The sequence below is a fragment of the Lysinibacillus fusiformis genome (assembly GCF_016925635.1).
In the GTDB taxonomy this organism is placed as follows: domain Bacteria; phylum Bacillota; class Bacilli; order Bacillales_A; family Planococcaceae; genus Lysinibacillus; species Lysinibacillus fusiformis_F.
In genome coordinates this window covers 1,820,348-1,840,898 of record NZ_CP070490.1, presented here as the reverse complement: position 1 = coordinate 1,840,898, position 20,551 = coordinate 1,820,348, and the positions used below count along the sequence as shown (strand labels likewise).

The 20,551-nt window shown below is 41.1% G+C and carries 12 protein-coding genes, 3 rRNA genes and 1 other annotated feature; of the genes, 2 read left to right on the top strand and 13 right to left on the bottom strand.

The features are described from left to right. Nucleotides 1-17: 17 nt before the first annotated feature. Nucleotides 18-353: an ArsR/SmtB family transcription factor gene (locus tag JTI58_RS09095; RefSeq protein ID WP_205446327.1), complete on the bottom strand. Its 336-nt coding sequence runs from the start codon at nt 351-353 to the stop codon at nt 18-20. A gap of 237 nt (nt 354-590) precedes the next feature. Here JTI58_RS09095 and tadA point away from each other — a divergent pair, with 237 nt between their 5' ends. Further along, entirely contained in the window at nt 591-1,106 is a 516-nt protein-coding gene (gene tadA, locus JTI58_RS09090) for a tRNA adenosine(34) deaminase TadA (RefSeq protein ID WP_205446326.1), read from the top strand. A gap of 103 nt (nt 1,107-1,209) precedes the next feature. Here tadA and JTI58_RS09085 read toward each other — a convergent pair whose 3' ends face one another. The 6 genes from JTI58_RS09085 to pdxS form a co-directional block, all read right to left on the bottom strand. Beyond that, the gene (locus tag JTI58_RS09085) at nt 1,210-2,802 is read right to left on the bottom strand and encodes an amidohydrolase (protein WP_205446325.1); all 1,593 of its coding nucleotides are present in this window, start codon (nt 2,800-2,802) and stop codon (nt 1,210-1,212) included. Further along, a complete protein-coding gene (brnQ, locus tag JTI58_RS09080; RefSeq protein WP_205446324.1) occupies nt 2,799-4,130 on the bottom strand; it encodes a branched-chain amino acid transport system II carrier protein in 1,332 nt (443 codons plus the stop codon). Before brnQ ends, JTI58_RS09085 begins: the two co-directional genes overlap by 4 nt. 109 nt (nt 4,131-4,239) lie before the next feature. Then, complete coding sequence (locus JTI58_RS09075) at nt 4,240-5,574, bottom strand: sigma 54-interacting transcriptional regulator (protein WP_205446323.1); 1,335 nt, start codon at nt 5,572-5,574, stop codon at nt 4,240-4,242. A 141-nt stretch (nt 5,575-5,715) separates the two neighbouring features. Continuing rightward, nucleotides 5,716-6,996: a serine--tRNA ligase gene (gene serS / locus JTI58_RS09070; protein WP_205446322.1), complete on the bottom strand. Its 1,281-nt coding sequence runs from the start codon at nt 6,994-6,996 to the stop codon at nt 5,716-5,718. 75 nt (nt 6,997-7,071) lie between these two features. After that, nucleotides 7,072-7,291: a binding site (T-box leader), on the bottom strand. 49 nt (nt 7,292-7,340) lie between these two features. Next, nucleotides 7,341-7,904 carry a pyridoxal 5'-phosphate synthase glutaminase subunit PdxT gene (gene pdxT / locus JTI58_RS09065; RefSeq protein WP_205446321.1) on the bottom strand — a complete coding sequence of 188 codons (564 nt, stop codon included), beginning with the start codon at nt 7,902-7,904 and terminating at the stop codon, nt 7,341-7,343. A gap of 2 nt (nt 7,905-7,906) precedes the next feature. Continuing rightward, entirely contained in the window at nt 7,907-8,791 is an 885-nt protein-coding gene (gene pdxS, locus JTI58_RS09060) for a pyridoxal 5'-phosphate synthase lyase subunit PdxS (RefSeq protein WP_205446320.1), read from the bottom strand. Nucleotides 8,792-8,893: 102 nt separating this feature from the next. Between pdxS and JTI58_RS09055 the strand changes: the two genes are divergently transcribed. Further along, on the top strand, nt 8,894-10,318 hold the full coding sequence (locus JTI58_RS09055; RefSeq protein WP_205446319.1) for a MocR-like pyridoxine biosynthesis transcription factor PdxR: 1,425 nt from the start codon (nt 8,894-8,896) through the stop codon (nt 10,316-10,318). 15 nt (nt 10,319-10,333) lie between these two features. Here JTI58_RS09055 and asnB read toward each other — a convergent pair whose 3' ends face one another. The 6 genes from asnB to JTI58_RS09025 form a co-directional block, all read right to left on the bottom strand. Next, nucleotides 10,334-12,172: an asparagine synthase (glutamine-hydrolyzing) gene (gene asnB, locus JTI58_RS09050; protein WP_205446318.1), complete on the bottom strand. Its 1,839-nt coding sequence runs from the start codon at nt 12,170-12,172 to the stop codon at nt 10,334-10,336. 99 nt (nt 12,173-12,271) lie between these two features. Next, a complete protein-coding gene (locus JTI58_RS09045; protein WP_243456367.1) occupies nt 12,272-13,603 on the bottom strand; it encodes a D-alanyl-D-alanine carboxypeptidase family protein in 1,332 nt (443 codons plus the stop codon). Between the two features lie 142 nt (nt 13,604-13,745). Then, on the bottom strand, nt 13,746-15,209 hold the full coding sequence (gene guaB / locus JTI58_RS09040; protein ID WP_004233999.1) for an IMP dehydrogenase: 1,464 nt from the start codon (nt 15,207-15,209) through the stop codon (nt 13,746-13,748). Nucleotides 15,210-15,484: 275 nt separating this feature from the next. Continuing rightward, nucleotides 15,485-15,600 (bottom strand): 5S ribosomal RNA (gene rrf / locus JTI58_RS09035). Nucleotides 15,601-15,674: 74 nt separating this feature from the next. Beyond that, nucleotides 15,675-18,602: ribosomal RNA gene (locus JTI58_RS09030) — 23S ribosomal RNA — on the bottom strand. Between the two features lie 182 nt (nt 18,603-18,784). Beyond that, nucleotides 18,785-20,336: ribosomal RNA gene (locus JTI58_RS09025) — 16S ribosomal RNA — on the bottom strand. The 16S, 23S and 5S rRNA genes sit together here, the layout of an rRNA operon. Nucleotides 20,337-20,551 lie beyond the last annotated feature (215 nt).

The following is a 20,551-nucleotide window of genomic DNA, read 5'->3' as shown; positions in this document are numbered from 1 at the left end:
TTATTCCTCCATTTCATTTAGTTATGAGCAGCATGCTCAATGGCCTGCTTCAATAAATTCATAATGTGATCGTCATCCTTAGAATAGTATAAGGTTGTTCCCTCTCTTCTAAATTTCACTAACCTTAAATTTTTAAGAAAACGTAATTGATGAGAAACGGTCGATTGGCCTAAATCTAAAATGTCTGCAATATCATTTACAGCGTGTTCATCTGAACAAAGTAAGTTTAAAATACGAATTCGAGTTGGATCACTCAATGCTTTAAAAGTCTGAGATACTACAAATAATGTCTCTTCATCTAAATGCTGATCTACGTTTTTTAGTGTTTCTGAACTGTTTAATTTTTCATCCATAAAAGTTTACCCCATTCTTCAATATTTATATATGAGCATGTGTTCACATATAAATATATATGGATATATTAGGAATGTCAACAAGCATTTATGCTTCTACATGTTGCAGGTCACTCGTTATCGCATGGATGCGATGATTTTAGGCTAACATCCCCTATTAACCAATACCGACTAAAGAAAGTTAAAAGTAGCAATTACCTATTCAGCGCGCTACACTACTGTTAAGGAGAGATATGTGTGGATATTTTTGAATCAGATCGTTTATTTATGAAACAAGCATTAGAGGAAGCCCAACAGGCAGCCTTACTTGGAGAAGTACCCATTGGTGCAGTCCTTGTTTATGAAGGGAAAATCATTGCACGTGCACATAATTTAAGAGAAACAACGCAAAATGCAACAACACATGCTGAGCTGTTAGTGATTCAAGAAGCCTGCAAAAAAATAGGTAGTTGGCGACTCGAGGATACTACTCTTTATGTGACATTGGAGCCTTGTCCAATGTGTGCAGGAGCCATTCTCCAATCGCGTGTGCCCCGTGTTGTTTATGGTGCAAGGGATCAAAAAGCTGGGTGTGTAGATTCCCTTTACCGTTTATTAAATGATGAACGCTTTAATCATGAATGTGATGTAACAGAAGGGATTTTAGCCGAGGAATGTGGTCAAATTTTAACAGACTTTTTTAAGGCTTTACGGGAGCGTAAAAAAGCTGAGAAAAAAGCACGATTAGCTTCCATCGATGTAAATAGCAATTAAAGAAGGTGCCTCCTAATGAGACACCTTCTTTTTATATTTATGGGAATGGCGATATATATGAAATGTGTCGTAGCAGCGACAGCATCTTCATAACTAATGACGATTAAGCTTCAATCGTTGATTGTGTAAAAACACATTCTCCTTCGATATATGTAGCGAATGGTTTTACATGCATAAGCTGGTTATGTGAAAGTGTCAGTAAATCATCAGTTAGTACAACAAAATTTGCATCATAGCCCTCTTTTAACTGACCAACATTGTCCATACGGATCATCGTTTTGGCATCAGCTGTATATAGCTGTAATGCCTCCTCCACAGAGATTTTTTCTGCTGCGCCTAAATCTGTTCCATCATAGGCTTTACGTGTAACGGCTGCTTGTATCGTCACAAAGGGATTAGCCGCTTCTGCCCAAGATGTAGCAGGGGCATCTGAAGATAACGCGGTCGCGATCCCCCGCTGTAAAAATGTTTGTACACCATATAATGTCTGTGTTTTTTCTAGTCCTAGATTTTCTAAATAGCTCTCAATTTCACAGAATAAGAAGATTGGTTGTGGCACAAAGCCTATGACCCATTCAGCAGCTTTTTGCAAGGCACTTTCAGAAGGCATGGCTGCATGCTCAATACGAACAGAAGGTGCATCTGTTAACCAAGCTTTTTCCTCATAAAATGTCTCAACAATTAGATCAATGGCTCTGTCTCCCATTGCATGAACCACTAATTGAACGGCACGTTCTTTGGCTTCCGCAGCAGCTGCTAGTAGTTCCTCTTTCGAAGTCATGGCTATGCCCTTTTCTTCACTTCCCAAAAATGGCGCTGAAACAAGTGCTGTACGGCCTGAAACACTGCCATCTGAAAATAGCTTGATGCCTCCGATATAGGCTCCTGCAGAACGATCGATATTATTTGCTGTTAACAGCTCGTATCGTTGAATATCCTCCCAAATATAATAAACTGCTACTCGTTGCTTAAAGCCTTTTTCTCGGGCTTTACGGTACAGGCTTAAATAATCAACCGGGGCTACAGTAGCCATTAATTCTGTAATACTTGTTACACCGTAGGATGCCAAAGTTTGTGATAGCTTTAGAAGCCTTGTCACAATTTCTTCTTCAGAGGGTGTAGGTAAATGCTGTAACACTAGATTCCGTGCATTTTCACGTAGTACGCCTGTAGGTTCCCCATTTTCATCACGATCAATTTGTCCACCCTGTGGATCAGGGGTATCCTTTGTAATACCTGCAATTGCTAATGCCTTGCTATTGACCGATATAATATGACCACACGTACGCATAACAATGATAGGTAATTCTATGGAGGCACGATCTAAATCCTCTTTTAAAGGCGCTCTTCTTTCTTTTAGTTTTCCTTCATCATAGCCCCAGCCTAATATCCATCCATGCTGACTTGCATCATATTTTGCTAGTGCAATTATTATATCCTCAATAGAATGAATGTGTGGAGGTAAACAAGCCACTTGTTCCAAAACATCTGCTAACATAATTGGATGCATATGAGCGTCAATAATCCCAGGAATAATGACCTTTCCTTGTACATCTATTATTTCACCATGATAGGCAGGTAAGTCTTCCTGTTGTCCAATCCAAACTACCTTTCCATCTTCAATCACCATGGCTGTTGCAGATGGCTGATGAGTATCTGCCGTATAGATTTTTGCATTACAAATAATTTTCATCATTTTCCAACTCCTATTTCGTCCATACCAAAAGTCGATTTTTCAGGATCTTCTGCTTTCAGTACTTTATGCAAAATGGTACCGATAATAAAGCCAACAATAGATGGCAAAATCCAAGCAAATCCGCTAGACTGTAATGGTAAATGTAAGACCAACTGTGTCACACCAGGTATCGAAATTTCATAGCTAGCAAATGTTTCAACAACGCTTACTAGAAATGCAAATAGTACAGTTCCTTTATAAGCTCCTGCATTTGGCACAAAACGATCGAAAGCCCCCAGTAGCACAAGTACAATAATGACCGGATAAATGACCAAGAAAATTGGCAATGTAATTTCGACAATGGCACCTACACCTAAGGAGCCAATGGTTGCGCCTACTACACACATAATGAATACCCATGATTTATAGCCAAGCTTTTCTTTTGTTAGTTCATTTAAAAACTGTGATGATATGACCATGACACCAATCGCTGATGTTAAGCAGGCAAAAACAACACATATAGCCAATAACACTTTACCCAAATTACCAATAACACTAAAGGCAATACCCGCTAATAGTTCTGTATCACTGCCAGAATTTGTGATGATGCCGCTACTTGTAGCACCTAAATAAAGTAAGCCACCGTATACGGCAATTAACCCTATTGCTGCAATAGCTATACCACCTAGTGCGACCTTTTTAGATAGTTTCCCTTTATAGCCATAGCCAACTATTGCTGCTAAAAAAATAGGAGCACAAAGAATGCCTGTTCCCACATCTCCTGTTTGATAGGCCGCTATTATCGAATTGGCAAAAACCCCTTCTGCCCCTGTATTGACTGCTGTTCCCATTGGATCTAGTACCCCTTTACCAATTAGGATAATGAGTATAAGAACAAGAACGGGGGTCAACCATTTTCCAATCTTATCGATAACATTTGATTGATCCATCGCAAAGTAAAAACAAATTACAAAGAATGCTAATACTGACACAATTAAAGGTACGTTCGGAATAATTTGTGACACCCCTAATTCATGTGTTGTCGCTGACATCCTCGGTATTGTGACAACCATTCCAATACAAACCATCATGACCGTATTAAAGGCTTTATAAAACCAATTTCCAATTGGCCTTGTGAGCGCTTCTACAGTTCCCCCAGTGTTAAAAATTGCATACACCGCAAGCACAGGCAAAATAACACCTGTTAAGCTAAAGCCCATCAGAGCAGAAATCCACGATTCCCCTGCACTATTTCCTATAGATGGCGGAAATATTAAATTTCCAGCGCCAAAAAATATAGCAAATAAGGCTAGCCCGACGATTATCGTATGCTGTACAACTTTAGACATATCCTCAACCCCTTTATAATCGTTTTGCATATTATTTATCTAAATAATAAAAAATTTAAAAACACGAAAAAAGGAGATAAATTTTTATCCCCTTTTTGTAAAAAAAATTTTACAACAATTCATATTTTAAACACTTATACTTTAGCAATTGACGTGAAATACCTAAACGACGAGCCGTTTCCGCTAAACGTCCATTCGTTTCACGCAACTTTTCCGCTATAATTAGACGCTCGTAGGCTTCAGTTAAATCTCGTAAATGACCAGATTGGTTGTTCTGCATCATCGGCTGAGTTGAATGTTGAATATTTTTTTTAATCCTTTCTGGAACATGCTCAATAAGAATTTCATCTCCAAGTAAATTATTGTATGCCGATTCAAGGGCATTTTTTAGTTCACGCACATTACCTGGCCAATGATAGGCATAAAATAATTGAATTACCTCATCACGATAACTTACATTTTTCTGTAGAGTATGTTCATTATAAAATTGTATATAAAAATCAAGGATAGGTGGTATATCTTCCTTCCTTAATCGTAGTGGTGGCAAATCAATTTGGAGAACATTTAAGCGATAAAATAAGTCCTCGCGTAGCTTTTTCTCAGCTAAGAGTTTCTCTACATCTTCATTGACAGTAGTAATATAGCGTATATCCAACTGCTCTCCATTCAGCATTTTGATATCTACTGCATGCAACAGTTTTGCCTGTAGAGATACATCTAATAAATTTAGGTGATCAATGAGTAGTGTCCCACCATTCGCCTCCTGTAACTTTCCTCTTTTTCCTTCATTGTCTGAGCCATATAGCTGTGTAAAAATATTATCTTCCGTCAATGTTGAACAGTTCAACATAATAAATGGTTTTGTATAGCGTTTGCTTTCATTGTGTATGCCTTGTGCGATAATATCTTTCCCTGTTCCAGTTTCCCCTGTTAGTAAAATAGGTGCGTTTTTTTGGGCACTACGACGTGCCTTTTCAAGTTGAGTCTTCATCTCAGCATTTGTAGTAATGAAATCCTCCAGACGATAGGTAGTGTGATTATCTCGATATAATTTATGTCCCAGGAAATTATCTAAGTATTTAATTTGCTTGCTTTCATAAAAATGTTTTGAGAATTCAATGGCTCCAATGGCTTTTCCATGCTCCATAATGGGATAGGTTGAACTCAGCGATAAATAACTAAAACCGTTCAATGTTGTAAGTTGTTGCTCGCAGTATAAAACTGGTTGCCCTGTTTGTATGACTTGAAAGACAGTACTTGTCTCAGATGATAAATTTTGATAATTATCAGTCACAGTACTGTGAAAAAATTCATCTGGTGTTAAGCCGATTTCCAATAATATATTTAAATCTGCTAAGTCATAAAAGATTGCGCAGCCTTTATCATCTGTAATTAAAACATTATCAAATTCACTGAGAGCCTGTGCAAATTGTTGCAATTCCAAGAATTTCTCCCCCTTGTCCCCATGAATATTACCCATTATAACGAATTTTCAAAAATTATGAGAGATTTCAATTTTTGAAATACAAAAAAGCTATTTTAGATCATCCATAAAAGGATTATCTAAAATAGCTTTATCTGTGGTTTATTTTGGTGCGATTACTTCTTTACCACCCATATAAGGTCTTAAAACTTCAGGAATTACTACACTTCCATCAGCTTGTTGATAGTTTTCTAGGATAGCGGCAACTGTACGACCAATGGCAAGACCTGAACCGTTTAATGTATGAACATATTCTGGTTTTGCATTTGGCTCACGACGGAAGCGGATATTTGCTCGTCGTGCTTGGAAATCTTCAAAGTTAGAACAAGAAGAAATTTCACGGTACATGTTTTGTGCAGGAATCCAAACTTCTAAATCATATTTCTTCGCTGCAGTAAAACCTAAATCAGCTGTACACATTTTTAGCTTACGATAAGGTAAGCCTAGTAATTGTAATACCTTTTCCGCATGATTTGTTAATAGCTCTAATTGTTCGTATGATTCCTCTGGTTTTACAAAGCGAACTAATTCTACTTTGTTGAACTGGTGTTGACGGATTAAACCACGTGTATCACGACCTGCAGATCCCGCTTCTGAACGGAAGCATGCACTATACGCTGCAAAGCCTTGCGGTAAAGCCTCAGCCGGTAAAATCTCATCACGATAGAAGTTCGTTACTGGTACTTCTGCAGTTGGAATCATGAAATAATCTGTTTCCTCTAATTTGAATACATCTTCCTCAAACTTCGGAAGCTGTCCTGTACCTGTTAGGCTATCACGATTAACAATGACAGGTGGTAGCATTTCCTCGTAACCATGCTCCTCTGCATGTAAATCCATCATGAATGTCATTAATGCACGTTCTAAACGAGCGCCAAGACCACGGTAGAATAAGAAACGGCTACCTGTTACTTTCGCGCCACGTTCAAAGTCTACAATTTTTAAATCTGTAGCAAGGTCCCAGTGTGCTTTAATATCAAAATCAAATGCTGGAATTTCACCCCACGTATACTCCTCAACATTGTCGTCCTCTGTTGTGCCTACTGGTACAGACTCATGCGGAATGTTTGGTAAACGCATCATCATATCTTTAAAGCGTTCTTCAACATCATTTAATTGTACGTCTAATTCTTTAATTTCATCGCCAACCTGACGCATACGAGCAATGACTTCATCTGCATTTTCCTTGTTGCGTTTCATTATTGAAATTTGTTCAGATACTTTATTGCGTTCTGCTTTTAATTCTTCTGTTTTCGCAATCAATTCACGACGTTTTGCATCTAAGCCTTCAAAGTCATCTAAATTTCCTAAATCTTCATTACGTGTTAATAACATCTCTTTAATTTCCGCGAAATTATCGCGTACGCGTTTAATATCTAACATCTTCATACCTCCAATAGTTTCTTAATGATGGGAAATCGTGGCCTCGAAATAAACACAAAAAAGCCCTCATCCCTAAAAAGGGACGAGAGCTACCCGCGTTGCCACCCTAATTGACTAGGCATAAAGCTACCTAATCCACTTATTTCATAACGGCATTTCAGCCGGCTACAGCCTACTTCATTCACTTCGACTGTGCAACTCCAGGACGGATTCACAAGTGCTTTTATCAGCTTCCACCAGCCGCTGACTCTCTAAAAAAAACGTGCTTGCTACTACTTCCCATCATCGTGTTCAGTTATTTAAAATTTAAACATACTGTACTATATGAAAACAAATTTTGCAAGTCATACCATAGAGGATACAAAATATTCAAGAATTCGTGTATCGGCTGTTAATTCAGGATGAAACGAACAGCCTAATAAATGGCCATCTTGCGCTAAAATAATTTTTCCTTCATGTTGTGCTAGAATTTCAACATCTTTACCCACGGCTTCAATATGAGGTGCACGAATAAATACTGCTGGGATACCTACACCTACTTTAGGAATATCTAGTTGTACTTCAAAGCTTTCTACCTGACGTCCATAAGCGTTTCTTGCTACGGTCACGTCCATCACAGCCAAATGTGGTTCATCATCTACTAAATGCTTGGCTAATAAAATTAATCCTGCACATGTACCAAGCATCGGTAAACCTTGCTGTGCAAGTCCACGAATTGGCTCTAGTAGATCAAAACGATCCAGCAATTTTCTCATTGTTGTGCTTTCTCCACCAGGTAACACAAGTCCATCAAGATTTACTAAATCCGTCTTTTGTTTTACGAGGATAGCTTCACAACCAAGAGCTTTTAACATCTGAATTTGCTCACGCACCGCTCCTTGTAATGCTAAAACACCAATTCGTTTCATTGCTACCAACCTCGCTCTTGCATACGCTCTTTGTGTCCAAGCTGTGCAATATCAATCCCCTTCATTGGTACACCTAGCTCCTTTGATATTTCCGCAATAAGCTTATAGTCTTTATAATGAGTAGTCGCCTCTACAATGGCACGTGCAAATTTTTCAGGGTTTTCAGATTTAAAAATACCTGAACCTACGAAAACACCATCAGCTCCAAGTTCCATCATTAAGGCAGCATCAGCAGGCGTCGCTACTCCTCCTGCTGCGAAGTTTACTACTGGTAAACGACCAAGACGTTTAATTTCTCTTAATAATTCGAAAGGAGCTCCTAGTAATTTCGCCTCTGTCATTAATTCATCTTCTGTCATGCCCACTACTTTACGTACCTGAGCATTTACTTTGCGAATATGTCGAACTGCTTCCACAATATTCCCTGTTCCTGGCTCACCTTTTGTTCGTAACATTGATGCGCCTTCCCCGATACGACGAGCTGCCTCCCCTAAATCACGACAGCCACAGACAAACGGTACTGTGTATTCACTTTTTAATAAATGGTATTCTTCATCCGCTGGTGTTAAAACTTCACTTTCATCAATATAATCAACACCCATTGCTTCTAAAACACGTGCTTCCACAATATGACCAATACGTGCTTTGGCCATCACAGGAATAGTTACAGACTCCATTACTTCCTCAACAATACGAGGATCGGCCATGCGTGCAACGCCACCTGCTTTACGAATATCTGAAGGTACTCTTTCTAATGCCATAACTGCTACAGCACCTGCAGCTTCTGCAATTTTTGCTTGCTCTGCATTAATAACATCCATAATGACGCCGCCCTTTTGCATTTCTGCCATACCACGTTTTACTAGCTCTGTACCTGTTTGTTTCATTTTCTAACCTCCACCTTTATGATGAAGTTTAGTATAATAGAAATTGACCATATCAAAATATCCAGTTTTCAAAATATTTATAAGGTCAGGAGGCTACAAAACATGGATTTGCTTTTATTTCAGCTTGAAAGAGATAGTGATAAACCGCTTTATGATCAGCTTTATAGCGGTATTAAAGAAGCCATCATTTCTAATAAAATAACTGTAGGAGAAAAATTGCCTTCAAAAAGAAAATTGGCTGATTTTTTAAATATTTCCCAAACAACAATTGAAATTGCCTATGCCCAGCTATTAGCTGAAGGTTATATTATGTCCAAATCAAGGATTGGTTATTTTGTAGAAGAAATAGATGAATTACCCTACATTCAGCAGGATACTATAACATCCGTTAATGAGCATCCTAAGAAAAAATCATACAAAATTGATTTTAATCCTGGTTCTATTGATATCGATGCCTTTCCATTTCAAACTTGGAGAAAATATGCGAAGGAGCTTTTTGACGATACCTCAAAGGAGCTATTATTAACAGGTGAACCACAAGGAGAACTTTCTTTACGCACAGAGATTGCTAATTATTTATATCAGTCACGTGGTGTTGTATGCCATCCTGAACAAATTGTCATTGGTTCTGGTACGGAACAGCTTCTCCCTATGATACTACGTCTTTTTAGCGAAGACACAAGCTTTGCATTAGAAAATCCAGGGTACCCTGCCGTGCATCGTATGTTTTCGCAGCATAAACGAAAAGTTTACCCAATTGCAGTCGATGAAGAGGGCATTATTATTCATGAGCTTGAAAAAACGAATGCTAATGTCGTGTATATTACACCCTCACATCAATTCCCAACTGGTGCTGTATTATCCGCTACAAGGCGAGCACAGGCTTTAAATTGGGCGGCGCAAAGCTCCTCTCGCTATATTATTGAGGATGATTATGATTCGGAATTTCGTTATGCTGGAAAACCAATTCCTGCTCTACACGCCTTAGATCGAAACGATAAAGTTATTTACATGAGTACTTTTACAAAATCATTAATGCCATCCTTGCGAGTAGCTTATTTTGTACTTCCTCCTAAACTACTTGCTACATATAACGATGTCTTTAATTATTACTCATCTACTGTGCCTCGTTTCGATCAACATATCGTGGCAAATTTTATGGGTGACGGGCATTTTGCAAAGCATCTCAATCGTATGCGTAAAATTTATCGTAAAAAACACGATAAACTCACTTCTATTTTAGAAAAATATTCATCATCCATTAACATTACTGGTGAGCAAGCGGGTATGCATATTTTATTAGAGGTTCAACACACATTCTCAGAAAAACAATTACAACAGCTCGCCTCTCAAGCAGAGATCGGTATTTATCCATTATCAGCCTACAGACTAGATCATTATGAATCTTCACAAGCTCAATTTTTATTAGGCTTTGGGGGGATTCCCGTACAAGCAATTGAATCATCCATTGAACAGTTGATGGATTGCTGGGGAATACAAAAAAATGACCCATCTACCAGTGAGTAGATAGGTCATTTTATATTAAGTTTCAATTAATTGAATTTGATACTGCTCAAACCATGTATGAACTTGCCCTAGATACGCTAAAAGCTGAGGACCTGCCATTAATTGCCCATACCACGGAATCTTAAAAGAGCTACCGCCAGATTCAATTAACTCCTCAAGCTTTTGTCGTTCAAATAGTTCATGTAAAATCGAATTTTTATCACGTAGAATTTCCTTCAACCATTTTTGCACACCAGCTGTGTAGACAGGATGATATGTTTTTGGATAAGGATTTTTTTTACGATACAACACTTCATTAGGCAATAAATGTGCCATTGATTTTCGAAGTAATCCTTTTTCTATCCCATCCAAATTCTTCATTTCCCACGGAATATTCCAAGCGTATTCTACAAGCCGATGATCTGCAAAAGGAACACGTACCTCTAAACTTGCCCCCATACTCATACGATCTTTCCGCTCTAATAATGTTTGCATGAACCATAGCATATTTAAGTAAGACATTTCACGATGACTTGCCTCTGCTAGACCTTCTCCATCTAATAATGGTACTTCAGCTATTGTTTGTGTATATAGTTGTTGTGCATAGGACTCAATCTTTAATTTTTTATCCCACTTCTCTTGAAGTAATCCACTTCTTTCAGACAATGAACGGATCCAAGGAAAACCTGAAGCCCTTTCTTTAAACCATGGATACCCACCAAAAATTTCATCTGCACACTCGCCTGATAACGCTACAGTAAAATCCTTTTTTATTTCTCGACAAAACCATAATAACGATGAATCTACATCTGCCATACCAGGGGAATCTCGAACGATGACCGATTCCACTAATAAATCAATTAACTGTTGCTGAGTGATTTCCTCTGCATGGTGGGCCGTCTGGAAAGTGTCTGTCATTTTTTGAATCCAGTACGTATCTGTAGACGTTTGGAAAGAATGTGGGTTAAAGAAGCGCTCATTATCTTCATAATCGATAGAATACGTATGCAATTGATTGTTTTGTTGCTGGAAGCTATTTGCCGCAATGCCAGTGATAATACTGGAATCTAATCCTCCTGAAAGAAATGTACAAATGGGTACATCCGAAACTAACTGACGTTCTATAGCATCCGTTAACAAAAAACGTACATGCTCAATTGTTTCCTCCAAAGATTCTTCATGTCTGCGGCTTTGTAGCTGCCAATATGGCCACTTTTTTAAACCTTCTTCTCTAGAGAAACGCATGGCATAGCCAGGCCGTAATTCTTTAATATTTTGAAAAAGGGTTTTGCCTGGCGCTCTAGAGGGCCCTACAGCCATCATACTTGCCAATCCTTCAACGTTTACACTTGCTTGGACCGTCGGGTGTGCCAGCAGAGCCTTCACTTCAGATGCAAAAAGTACACCATCTTGTTGCTCTGTATAATACAAGGGTTTCACACCTAATCGGTCTCGGCACAAAAATAGTGATTGTGTTTGTTCATCCCAAACACCAAAGGCAAAAATGCCATTTAGAAATTCTACACATTGCTCTTTCCACTCAATATAGGCTGTTAATAACACTTCAGTATCCGATTGTGTTGTAAAACTGTGTCCTCTTTTTAGAAGTTCTTTACGTAGCTCTTCTGTATTATAAAGTTCGCCATTATATGTAATGACATAGTTTAATCCATCATGAATTTTTTTCATTGGTTGTTTGCCACCAATTAAATCAATAACAGCCAACCGTCGATGACCAAATGCTATATGCTCACTACACCAAATATTTTCATCATCTGGCCCTCTCTTATTTAATGTTTGCGTCATCGATTTTAATATTGTGTCACTTGTTCTTAAATCCTTTTGAAAGCTAGCCCATCCTGTAATGCCACACATTTAGCCACATCCTTTCGCCTATTAGCGTATGCAGCAGCGTGTAAAAATGTGAAAAAGCACATGAATGCTTAAGTACATTCATGTGCTCCTATTTAAATATTAAAATAATCCACCAACAAAGTCTGTAATGCCTCCCCATAAATTACCGAAGAAGTTACCTACACCTTGGAAGAACAATGAGATACCGCTAGCACGCTCTACAGCCTTTGTTGTGACAACATCGGATGAAATATCCTTACCATCGATAAAGCCGTAATCTGTGCCTTCTGTGCGCTCAATAACAACCTTCCCTACAACAGTGTCTTTTTTAACATCTGCCTCTAAACTCTTTTTATCTAAAACCAATGTAGGTTTATATAATTCTTTATCAGAAGACTTAATCATAAAGGAAATTGGTTCTTTTACTGCAATCGATACTTTGTCTTCTTTACCTTTTGTCACTTTAACTGTTTTTTGATCTTTGAATGTATAGTTCGCTGGTAAAATTTCCTGCTTTGAGAATTGTGAAAAACCATAGTTAAATAATTTTGCTGTGGCATCAAAACGAGCTGCATATGATCCTTGTCCATTTGCATCAACAGCTTTCATAACAACTGCAATCAAACGAGTACCATTGCGCTCTGCAGTACCTGTGAAGCAGTGACCTGCAAAGTTTGTTGTACCTGTTTTTAATCCATCGACACCTTGATATTCATACACTAATCCAGGTAACATAAAGTTCCAGTTAGACATTTTAATTGCATCTTCTGTACCTTCACGGAATGTCTTTTTTGCAATTTTAGATGTTTCTAATACCTTTGGGTGATCTTTTAATAAATGATACGCCAATTTTGCTACAGATTTTGCAGGCATCACATTTTCATCTTCTGGGCCTGTGCCTGATGGATGCATACCAAATAAATCAGCATTATTAAGACCAGTGGCGTTGACAAATTTATAGCCCTCTAAACCAAGTTCTTCTGCTTTTTTATTCATTAACTTTAAAAATTCAGTTTCAGAACCTGCAATCGTTTCAGCAATAGCTACGGTAGCTGCATTTGCTGAATAGATAGCCATTGCCTCGTATAACTCACGAATCGTATAAGAACCATCTCTACGTAAAGGTACATTACTTAATGCACGATTTTGAGACATACGATACGTATAATCAGTTACGTGATATTCCTGATCCCATTTAACTGTCCCTGCATCAATCGCGTCCAATAACAGGAATTCAGTCATCATTTTTGTCATACTTGCAATACCTAGTGAAGTATCTGCATTTTGTTCAAATAAAATTTTTCCTGAATCTGCATCAATTAAAATCGCAGCATCCACTGTTAATCCTAAATCTGTTTCCGCATTTGCCTTTGCAGGAATACCTGCAAAAATACTAAATAATAAAACAGAAATTAGGAGTAAGCGTAATACGGTGTTCATTTTCTTTTTCACCTTTAAAGCCCTCCAAAAAATAATCTTGTCCTCGACATTTTATCATAGATAACAACAAACGTGTTGACTCTCTACCATAAAAAAAATGCTCTCGCGCCATCTTTGTAGACGATGCGAAAGCATAAAAGTTGCAAGTAATATATTACATGGAATAGTTTGGTGATTCTTTTGTAATCTGTACATCATGTGGATGTGATTCACGAAGACCAGCACCTGTCATTCTAACAAATTGTGCATTCTCCCGTAGGTGCTCAAGATGTGGTGCTCCACAATAACCCATACCAGCGCGAATACCACCAATCAGTTGGTAAATTGTATCAGCTAATGGTCCTTTATATGGAAGGCGACCTTCAATACCTTCAGGTACTAATTTTTTCGCATCCTCTTGGAAGTAACGATCTTTAGAACCTTTTTCCATTGCGCCGATAGAACCCATACCACGGTAAACTTTGAAGCGACGTCCTTGGAAGATTTCTGTTTCTCCAGGAGATTCAGATGTACCTGCTAGAAGAGAACCAAGCATTACAACGTTGCCCCCAGCTGCTAGAGCTTTTACGATATCACCAGAGTATTTAATACCACCATCAGCAATAATTGTTTTACCAAGCTCACGAGCTACTGTAGCACAATCATATACTGCTGTAATTTGTGGTACACCTACACCAGCCACAACACGTGTAGTACAAATAGAACCAGGACCAATACCTACTTTAACAACATCTGCCCCAGCTTCAAATAATGCACGTGCGCCTTCTCCTGTAGCAACATTACCAGCAATGATTTCTAGCTCTGGGTAAGTCTCACGGATTGAGCGAATTGTTTGTAATACGCCTTCTGAATGACCATGGGCTGTATCGATTACAACAATGTCCACTTGTGCTTCTACAAGCTTCTCAATACGTACCATCGTATCTTTTGATACACCAACTGCTGCGCCCACTAATAAGCGACCATGTGTATCTTTTGCAGCATTCGGGAATTCAATAACTTTCTCGATATCTTTAATTGTGATAAGTCCAGTTAATCTACCTTCTTCATCTACAATTGGAAGCTTTTCGATTTTATATTGTTGAAGAATTTTTTCAGCATCCTCTAAAGTTGTTCCAACAGGTGCTGTAATCAAATCTTCTTTTGTCATGACATCTTCAATTTTTAAAGAGTAATCAGAGATAAAACGTAAATCACGGTTTGTAATAATTCCTACTAGCTTTTGATTTTCCATACTATCAACAATAGGTACACCAGAGATTCGGTATTTACCCATTAGATGTTCAGCATCGAAAACTTGATGTGTCGGAGTTAAGAAGAATGGGTTTGTAATAACACCATTTTCAGAACGTTTTACTTTTTCTACTTGTTCAGCTTGCTCATCGATCCCCATGTTTTTATGGATAATACCGATACCGCCTTGACGTGCCATAGCAATCGCCATTTTAGACTCTGTAACTGTATCCATACCTGCGCTGACCATTGGGATGTTTAATTTAATCTTTGGTGTTAATTGAACAGATAAATCAACATCTTTCGGTAGTACTTCGGAATGAGCTGGTACTAATAATACATCATCAAAAGTTAAACCTTCTTTGGCAAATTTAGTTTCCCACATTTTCGTAACTTCCTCCTATAGTTAAAAGAATATTAATTGTAAGATTAACAACGTGGACTGCTACTGTCAAGGAACTTATAAAAGAAAGACAATTCAGATTTTTAATGTGTGGTAATTAAAATGAGCAATCTAAATAATTATCTACGTTTAAAAGTCATTTATTCCTACTCTTTTTAATTAAAATACTTATAAATATAATAGATTTTTGAACCAGTTCTTTAACAAATTCATTAGAAAGTAAAAAAACAGCCAGCACACGGCTGACTGTTTCAATTGCCTAGCGACGTCCTACTCTCACAGGGGGAAGCCCCCAACTACCATCGGCGCTAAAGAGCTTAACTTCCGTGTTCGGTATGGGAACGGGTGTGACCTCTTTGCCATCATCACTAGACATGTATTAGTATTAAATTGAAAGAATTGTTCTTTCAAAACTGGATAAACGTGCATTGAATGGTTCAAACTTTTTTGGTTAAGTCCTCGATCGATTAGTATTCGTCAGCTCCATGTGTCACCACACTTCCACCTCGAACCTATCTACCTCATCGTCTTTGAGGGATCTTACTTACTTGCGTAATGGGAAATCTCATCTTGAGGGGGGCTTCATGCTTAGATGCTTTCAGCACTTATCCCGTCCACACATAGCTACCCAGCGATGCCTTTGGCAAGACAACTGGTACACCAGCGGTGTGTCCATCCCGGTCCTCTCGTACTAAGGACAGCTCCTCTCAAATTTCCTACGCCCACGACGGATAGGGACCGAACTGTCTCACGACGTTCTGAACCCAGCTCGCGTACCGCTTTAATGGGCGAACAGCCCAACCCTTGGGACCGACTACAGCCCCAGGATGCGATGAGCCGACATCGAGGTGCCAAACCTCCCCGTCGATGTGGACTCTTGGGGGAGATAAGCCTGTTATCCCCGGGGTAGCTTTTATCCGTTGAGCGATGGCCCTTCCATGCGGAACCACCGGATCACTAAGCCCGTCTTTCGACCCTGCTCGACTTGTAGGTCTCGCAGTCAAGCTCCCTTGTGCCTTTACACTCTACGAATGATTTCCAACCATTCTGAGGGAACCTTTGGGCGCCTCCGTTACCTTTTAGGAGGCGACCGCCCCAGTCAAACTGTCCGCCTGACACTGTCTCCTGCCCCGCTAAGGGGCATGGGTTAGAATTTCAATACAACCAGGGTAGTATCCCACCGACGCCTCCTTCGAAGCTGGCGCTCCGAGATCTCTGGCTCCTACCTATCCTGTACAAGTTGTACCAAAATTCAATATCAGGCTACAGTAAAGCTCCACGGGGTCTTTCCGTCCTGTCGCGGGTAACCTGCATCTTCACAGGTACTATAATTTCACCGAGTCTCTCGTTGAGACAGTGCCCAGATCGTTACGCCTTTCGTGCGGGTCGGAACTTACCCGACAAGGAATTTCGCTACCTTAGGACCGTTATAGTTACGGCCGCCGTTTACTGGGGCTTCAATTCGCAGCTTCGCTTGCGCTAACCACTCCTCTTAACCTTCCAGCACCGGGCAGGCGTCAGCCCCTATACGTCACCTTACGGTTTTGCAGAGACCTGTGTTTTTGCTAAACAGTCGCCTGGGCCTATTCACTGCGGCTCTCATGCGCTTGCACGCTCAAGAGCACCCCTTCTCCCGAAGTTACGGGGTCATTTTGCCGAGTTCCTTAACGAGAGTTCTCTCGCACACCTTAGGATTCTCTCCTCGACTACCTGTGTCGGTTTGCGGTACGGGCACCTCTCACCTCGATAGAGGCTTTTCTTGGCAGTGTGAAATCAGGAACTTCGTCCATACGGACTCGCCATCACAGCTCAACGTTACAGTGTGCGGATTTGCCTACACACACGCCTTACTGCTTGGACGCGCATATCCAACAGCGCGCTTACCCTATCCTACTGCGTCCCCCCATTTCTCAAACGGTGAGGAGGTGGTACAGGAATATCAACCTGTTGTCCATCGCCTACGCCTATCGGCCTCGGCTTAGGTCCCGACTAACCCTGAGCGGACGAGCCTTCCTCAGGAAACCTTAGTCATACGGTGGACGGGATTCTCACCCGTCTTTCGCTACTCATACCGGCATTCTCACTTCTAAGCGCTCCACCAGTCCTTCCGGTCTGACTTCAACGCACTTAGAACGCTCTCCTACCACTGACATCGTAGATGTCAATCCACAGCTTCGGTGAATCGTTTAGCCCCGATACATTTTCGGCGCAGCGTCACTCGACCAGTGAGCTATTACGCACTCTTTAAATGATGGCTGCTTCTAAGCCAACATCCTGGTTGTCTGTGCAACGCCACATCCTTTTCCACTTAACGATTACTTTGGGACCTTAGCTGGTGGTCTGGGCTGTTTCCCTTTTGACTACGGATCTTATCACTCGCAGTCTGACTCCCGTGTATAAATATCTGGCATTCGGAGTTTGTCTGAATTCGGTAAACCGGGATGGCCCCCTAGTCCAAACAGTGCTCTACCTCCAGTATTCTCATCACGAGGCTAGCCCTAAAGCTATTTCGGAGAGAACCAGCTATCTCCAAGTTCGATTGGAATTTCTCCGCTACCCACACCTCATCCCCGCACTTTTCAACGTGCGTGGGTTCGGGCCTCCAGTAAGTGTTACCTCACCTTCACCCTGGACATGGGTAGATCACCTGGTTTCGGGTCTACGACCACGTACTATTTCGCCCTATTCAGACTCGCTTTCGCTGCGGCTCCGCCTTCTAAAGCTTAACCTCGCACGTAATCGTAACTCGCCGGTTCATTCTACAAAAGGCACGCTATCACCCATTAACGGGCTCTAACTACTTGTAGGCACACGGTTTCAGGATCTCTTTCACTCCCCTTCCGGGGTGCTTTTCACCTTTCCCTCACGGTACTGGTTCACTATCGGTCACTAGGTAGTATTTAGCCTTGGGAGATGGTCCTCCCGGATTCCGACGGAATTTCACGTGTTCCGCCGTACTCAGGATCCACTCAGGAGGGAACGAACTTTCGACTACAGGGCTTTTACCTGCTCTGGCGGACCTTTCCAAGTCGCTTCATCTAACTCGCTCTTTTGTAACTCCGTATTGAGTGTCCTACAACCCCAAGAGGCAAGCCTCTTGGTTTGGGCTCTTCCCGTTTCGCTCGCCGCTACTCAGGGAATCGATTTTTCTTTCTCTTCCTCCAGGTACTTAGATGTTTCAGTTCCCTGGGTCTGCCTTCAAGACGCTATGTATTCACGTCAAGATACTACGCGATTAAACGTAGTGGGTTCCCCCATTCGGAAATCTCCGGATCAAAGCTCACTTACAGCTCCCCGAAGCATATCGGTGTTAGTGCCGTCCTTCTTCGGCTCCTAGTGCCAAGGCATTCGCCGTGCGCCCTTAATAACTTAACCAAGTTATTAAGCCTATAAAAAAACTTAAAAAAATAAATGTGTTTGTTACAATTTCAATGTCGTTTTATCCAGTTTTCAAAGAACAAGTTTTGAAGTGTTTCATTCGAAAGAATGAACCTTCAAAACTGAACGCAAAACGTAATCTTACAAACCCAAGGTTTGTATTCCGAAATAATCCTTAGAAAGGAGGTGATCCAGCCGCACCTTCCGATACGGCTACCTTGTTACGACTTCACCCCAATCATCTATCCCACCTTCGGCGGCTGGCTCCAAAAGGTTACCTCACCGACTTCGGGTGTTACAAACTCTCGTGGTGTGACGGGCGGTGTGTACAAGGCCCGGGAACGTATTCACCGCGGCATGCTGATCCGCGATTACTAGCGATTCCGGCTTCATGTAGGCGAGTTGCAGCCTACAATCCGAACTGAGAACGACTTTATCGGATTAGCTCCCTCTCGCGAGTTGGCAACCGTTTGTATCGTCCATTGTAGCACGTGTGTAGCCCAGGTCATAAGGGGCATGATGATTTGACGTCATCCCCACCTTCCTCCGGTTTGTCACCGGCAGTCACCTTAGAGTGCCCAACTAAATGATGGCAACTAAGATCAAGGGTTGCGCTCGTTGCGGGACTTAACCCAACATCTCACGACACGAGCTGACGACAACCATGCACCACCTGTCACCGTTGCCCCCGAAGGGGAAACTATATCTCTACAGTGGTCAACGGGATGTCAAGACCTGGTAAGGTTCTTCGCGTTGCTTCGAATTAAACCACATGCTCCACCGCTTGTGCGGGCCCCCGTCAATTCCTTTGAGTTTCAGTCTTGCGACCGTACTCCCCAGGCGGAGTGCTTAATGCGTTAGCTGCAGCACTAAGGGGCGGAAACCCCCTAACACTTAGCACTCATCGTTTACGGCGTGGACTACCAGGGTATCTAATCCTGTTTGCTCCCCACGCTTTCGCGCCTCAGTGTCAGTTACAGACCAGATAGTCGCCTTCGCCACTGGTGTTCCTCCAAATCTCTACGCATTTCACCGCTACACTTGGAATTCCACTATCCTCTTCTGCACTCAAGTCTCCCAGTTTCCAATGACCCTCCACGGTTGAGCCGTGGGCTTTCACATCAGACTTAAGAAACCACCTGCGCGCGCTTTACGCCCAATAATTCCGGACAACGCTTGCCACCTACGTATTACCGCGGCTGCTGGCACGTAGTTAGCCGTGGCTTTCTAATAAGGTACCGTCAAGGTACAGCCAGTTACTACTGTACTTGTTCTTCCCTTACAACAGAGTTTTACGAACCGAAATCCTTCTTCACTCACGCGGCGTTGCTCCATCAGGCTTTCGCCCATTGTGGAAGATTCCCTACTGCTGCCTCCCGTAGGAGTCTGGGCCGTGTCTCAGTCCCAGTGTGGCCGATCACCCTCTCAGGTCGGCTACGCATCGTCGCCTTGGTGAGCCGTTACCTCACCAACTAGCTAATGCGCCGCGGGCCCATCCTATAGCGACAGCCGAAACCGTCTTTCAGTGTTTCACCATGAGGTGAAACAAATTATTCGGTATTAGCCCCGGTTTCCCGGAGTTATCCCAAACTATAGGGTAGGTTGCCCACGTGTTACTCACCCGTCCGCCGCTAACGTCGAAGGAGCAAGCTCCTTCTCTGTTCGCTCGACTTGCATGTATTAGGCACGCCGCCAGCGTTCGTCCTGAGCCAGGATCAAACTCTCCATAAAAGAAATTTGATAAGCTCAAATTGTTTTGCTGGCATCAATTTTGATGTCCAAAATTTTTGTTTCGTTCACTCACCGAAGCTAGCTACTTAAAACTTTATTGATTACGTTTTGCTTGTTCAGTTTTCAAGGTTCATTATTATGTTTACTCTTCTGTAAGAGCTAACTTTTATATAATAACATGTTTTATATTTAATGTCAAACAGTTATTTTATATT

Bases quoted from the DNA above. Each gene is read 5' to 3' on its own strand.
- guaB (WP_004233999.1), bottom strand. From the start codon at position 15,209: ATGTGGGAAACTAAATTTGCCAAAGAAGGTTTAACTTTTGATGATGTA.
- brnQ (WP_205446324.1), bottom strand. From the start codon at position 4,130: ATGTCTAAAGTTGTACAGCATACGATAATCGTCGGGCTAGCCTTATTT.
- asnB (WP_205446318.1), bottom strand. From the start codon at position 12,172: ATGTGTGGCATTACAGGATGGGCTAGCTTTCAAAAGGATTTAAGAACA.
- pdxT (WP_205446321.1), bottom strand. From the start codon at position 7,904: ATGAAACGAATTGGTGTTTTAGCATTACAAGGAGCGGTGCGTGAGCAA.
- serS (WP_205446322.1), bottom strand. From the start codon at position 6,996: ATGTTAGATATTAAACGCGTACGCGATAATTTCGCGGAAATTAAAGAG.
- JTI58_RS09055 (WP_205446319.1), top strand. From the start codon at position 8,894: ATGGATTTGCTTTTATTTCAGCTTGAAAGAGATAGTGATAAACCGCTT.
- JTI58_RS09095 (WP_205446327.1), bottom strand. From the start codon at position 353: ATGGATGAAAAATTAAACAGTTCAGAAACACTAAAAAACGTAGATCAG.
- pdxS (WP_205446320.1), bottom strand. From the start codon at position 8,791: ATGAAACAAACAGGTACAGAGCTAGTAAAACGTGGTATGGCAGAAATG.
- JTI58_RS09085 (WP_205446325.1), bottom strand. From the start codon at position 2,802: ATGATGAAAATTATTTGTAATGCAAAAATCTATACGGCAGATACTCAT.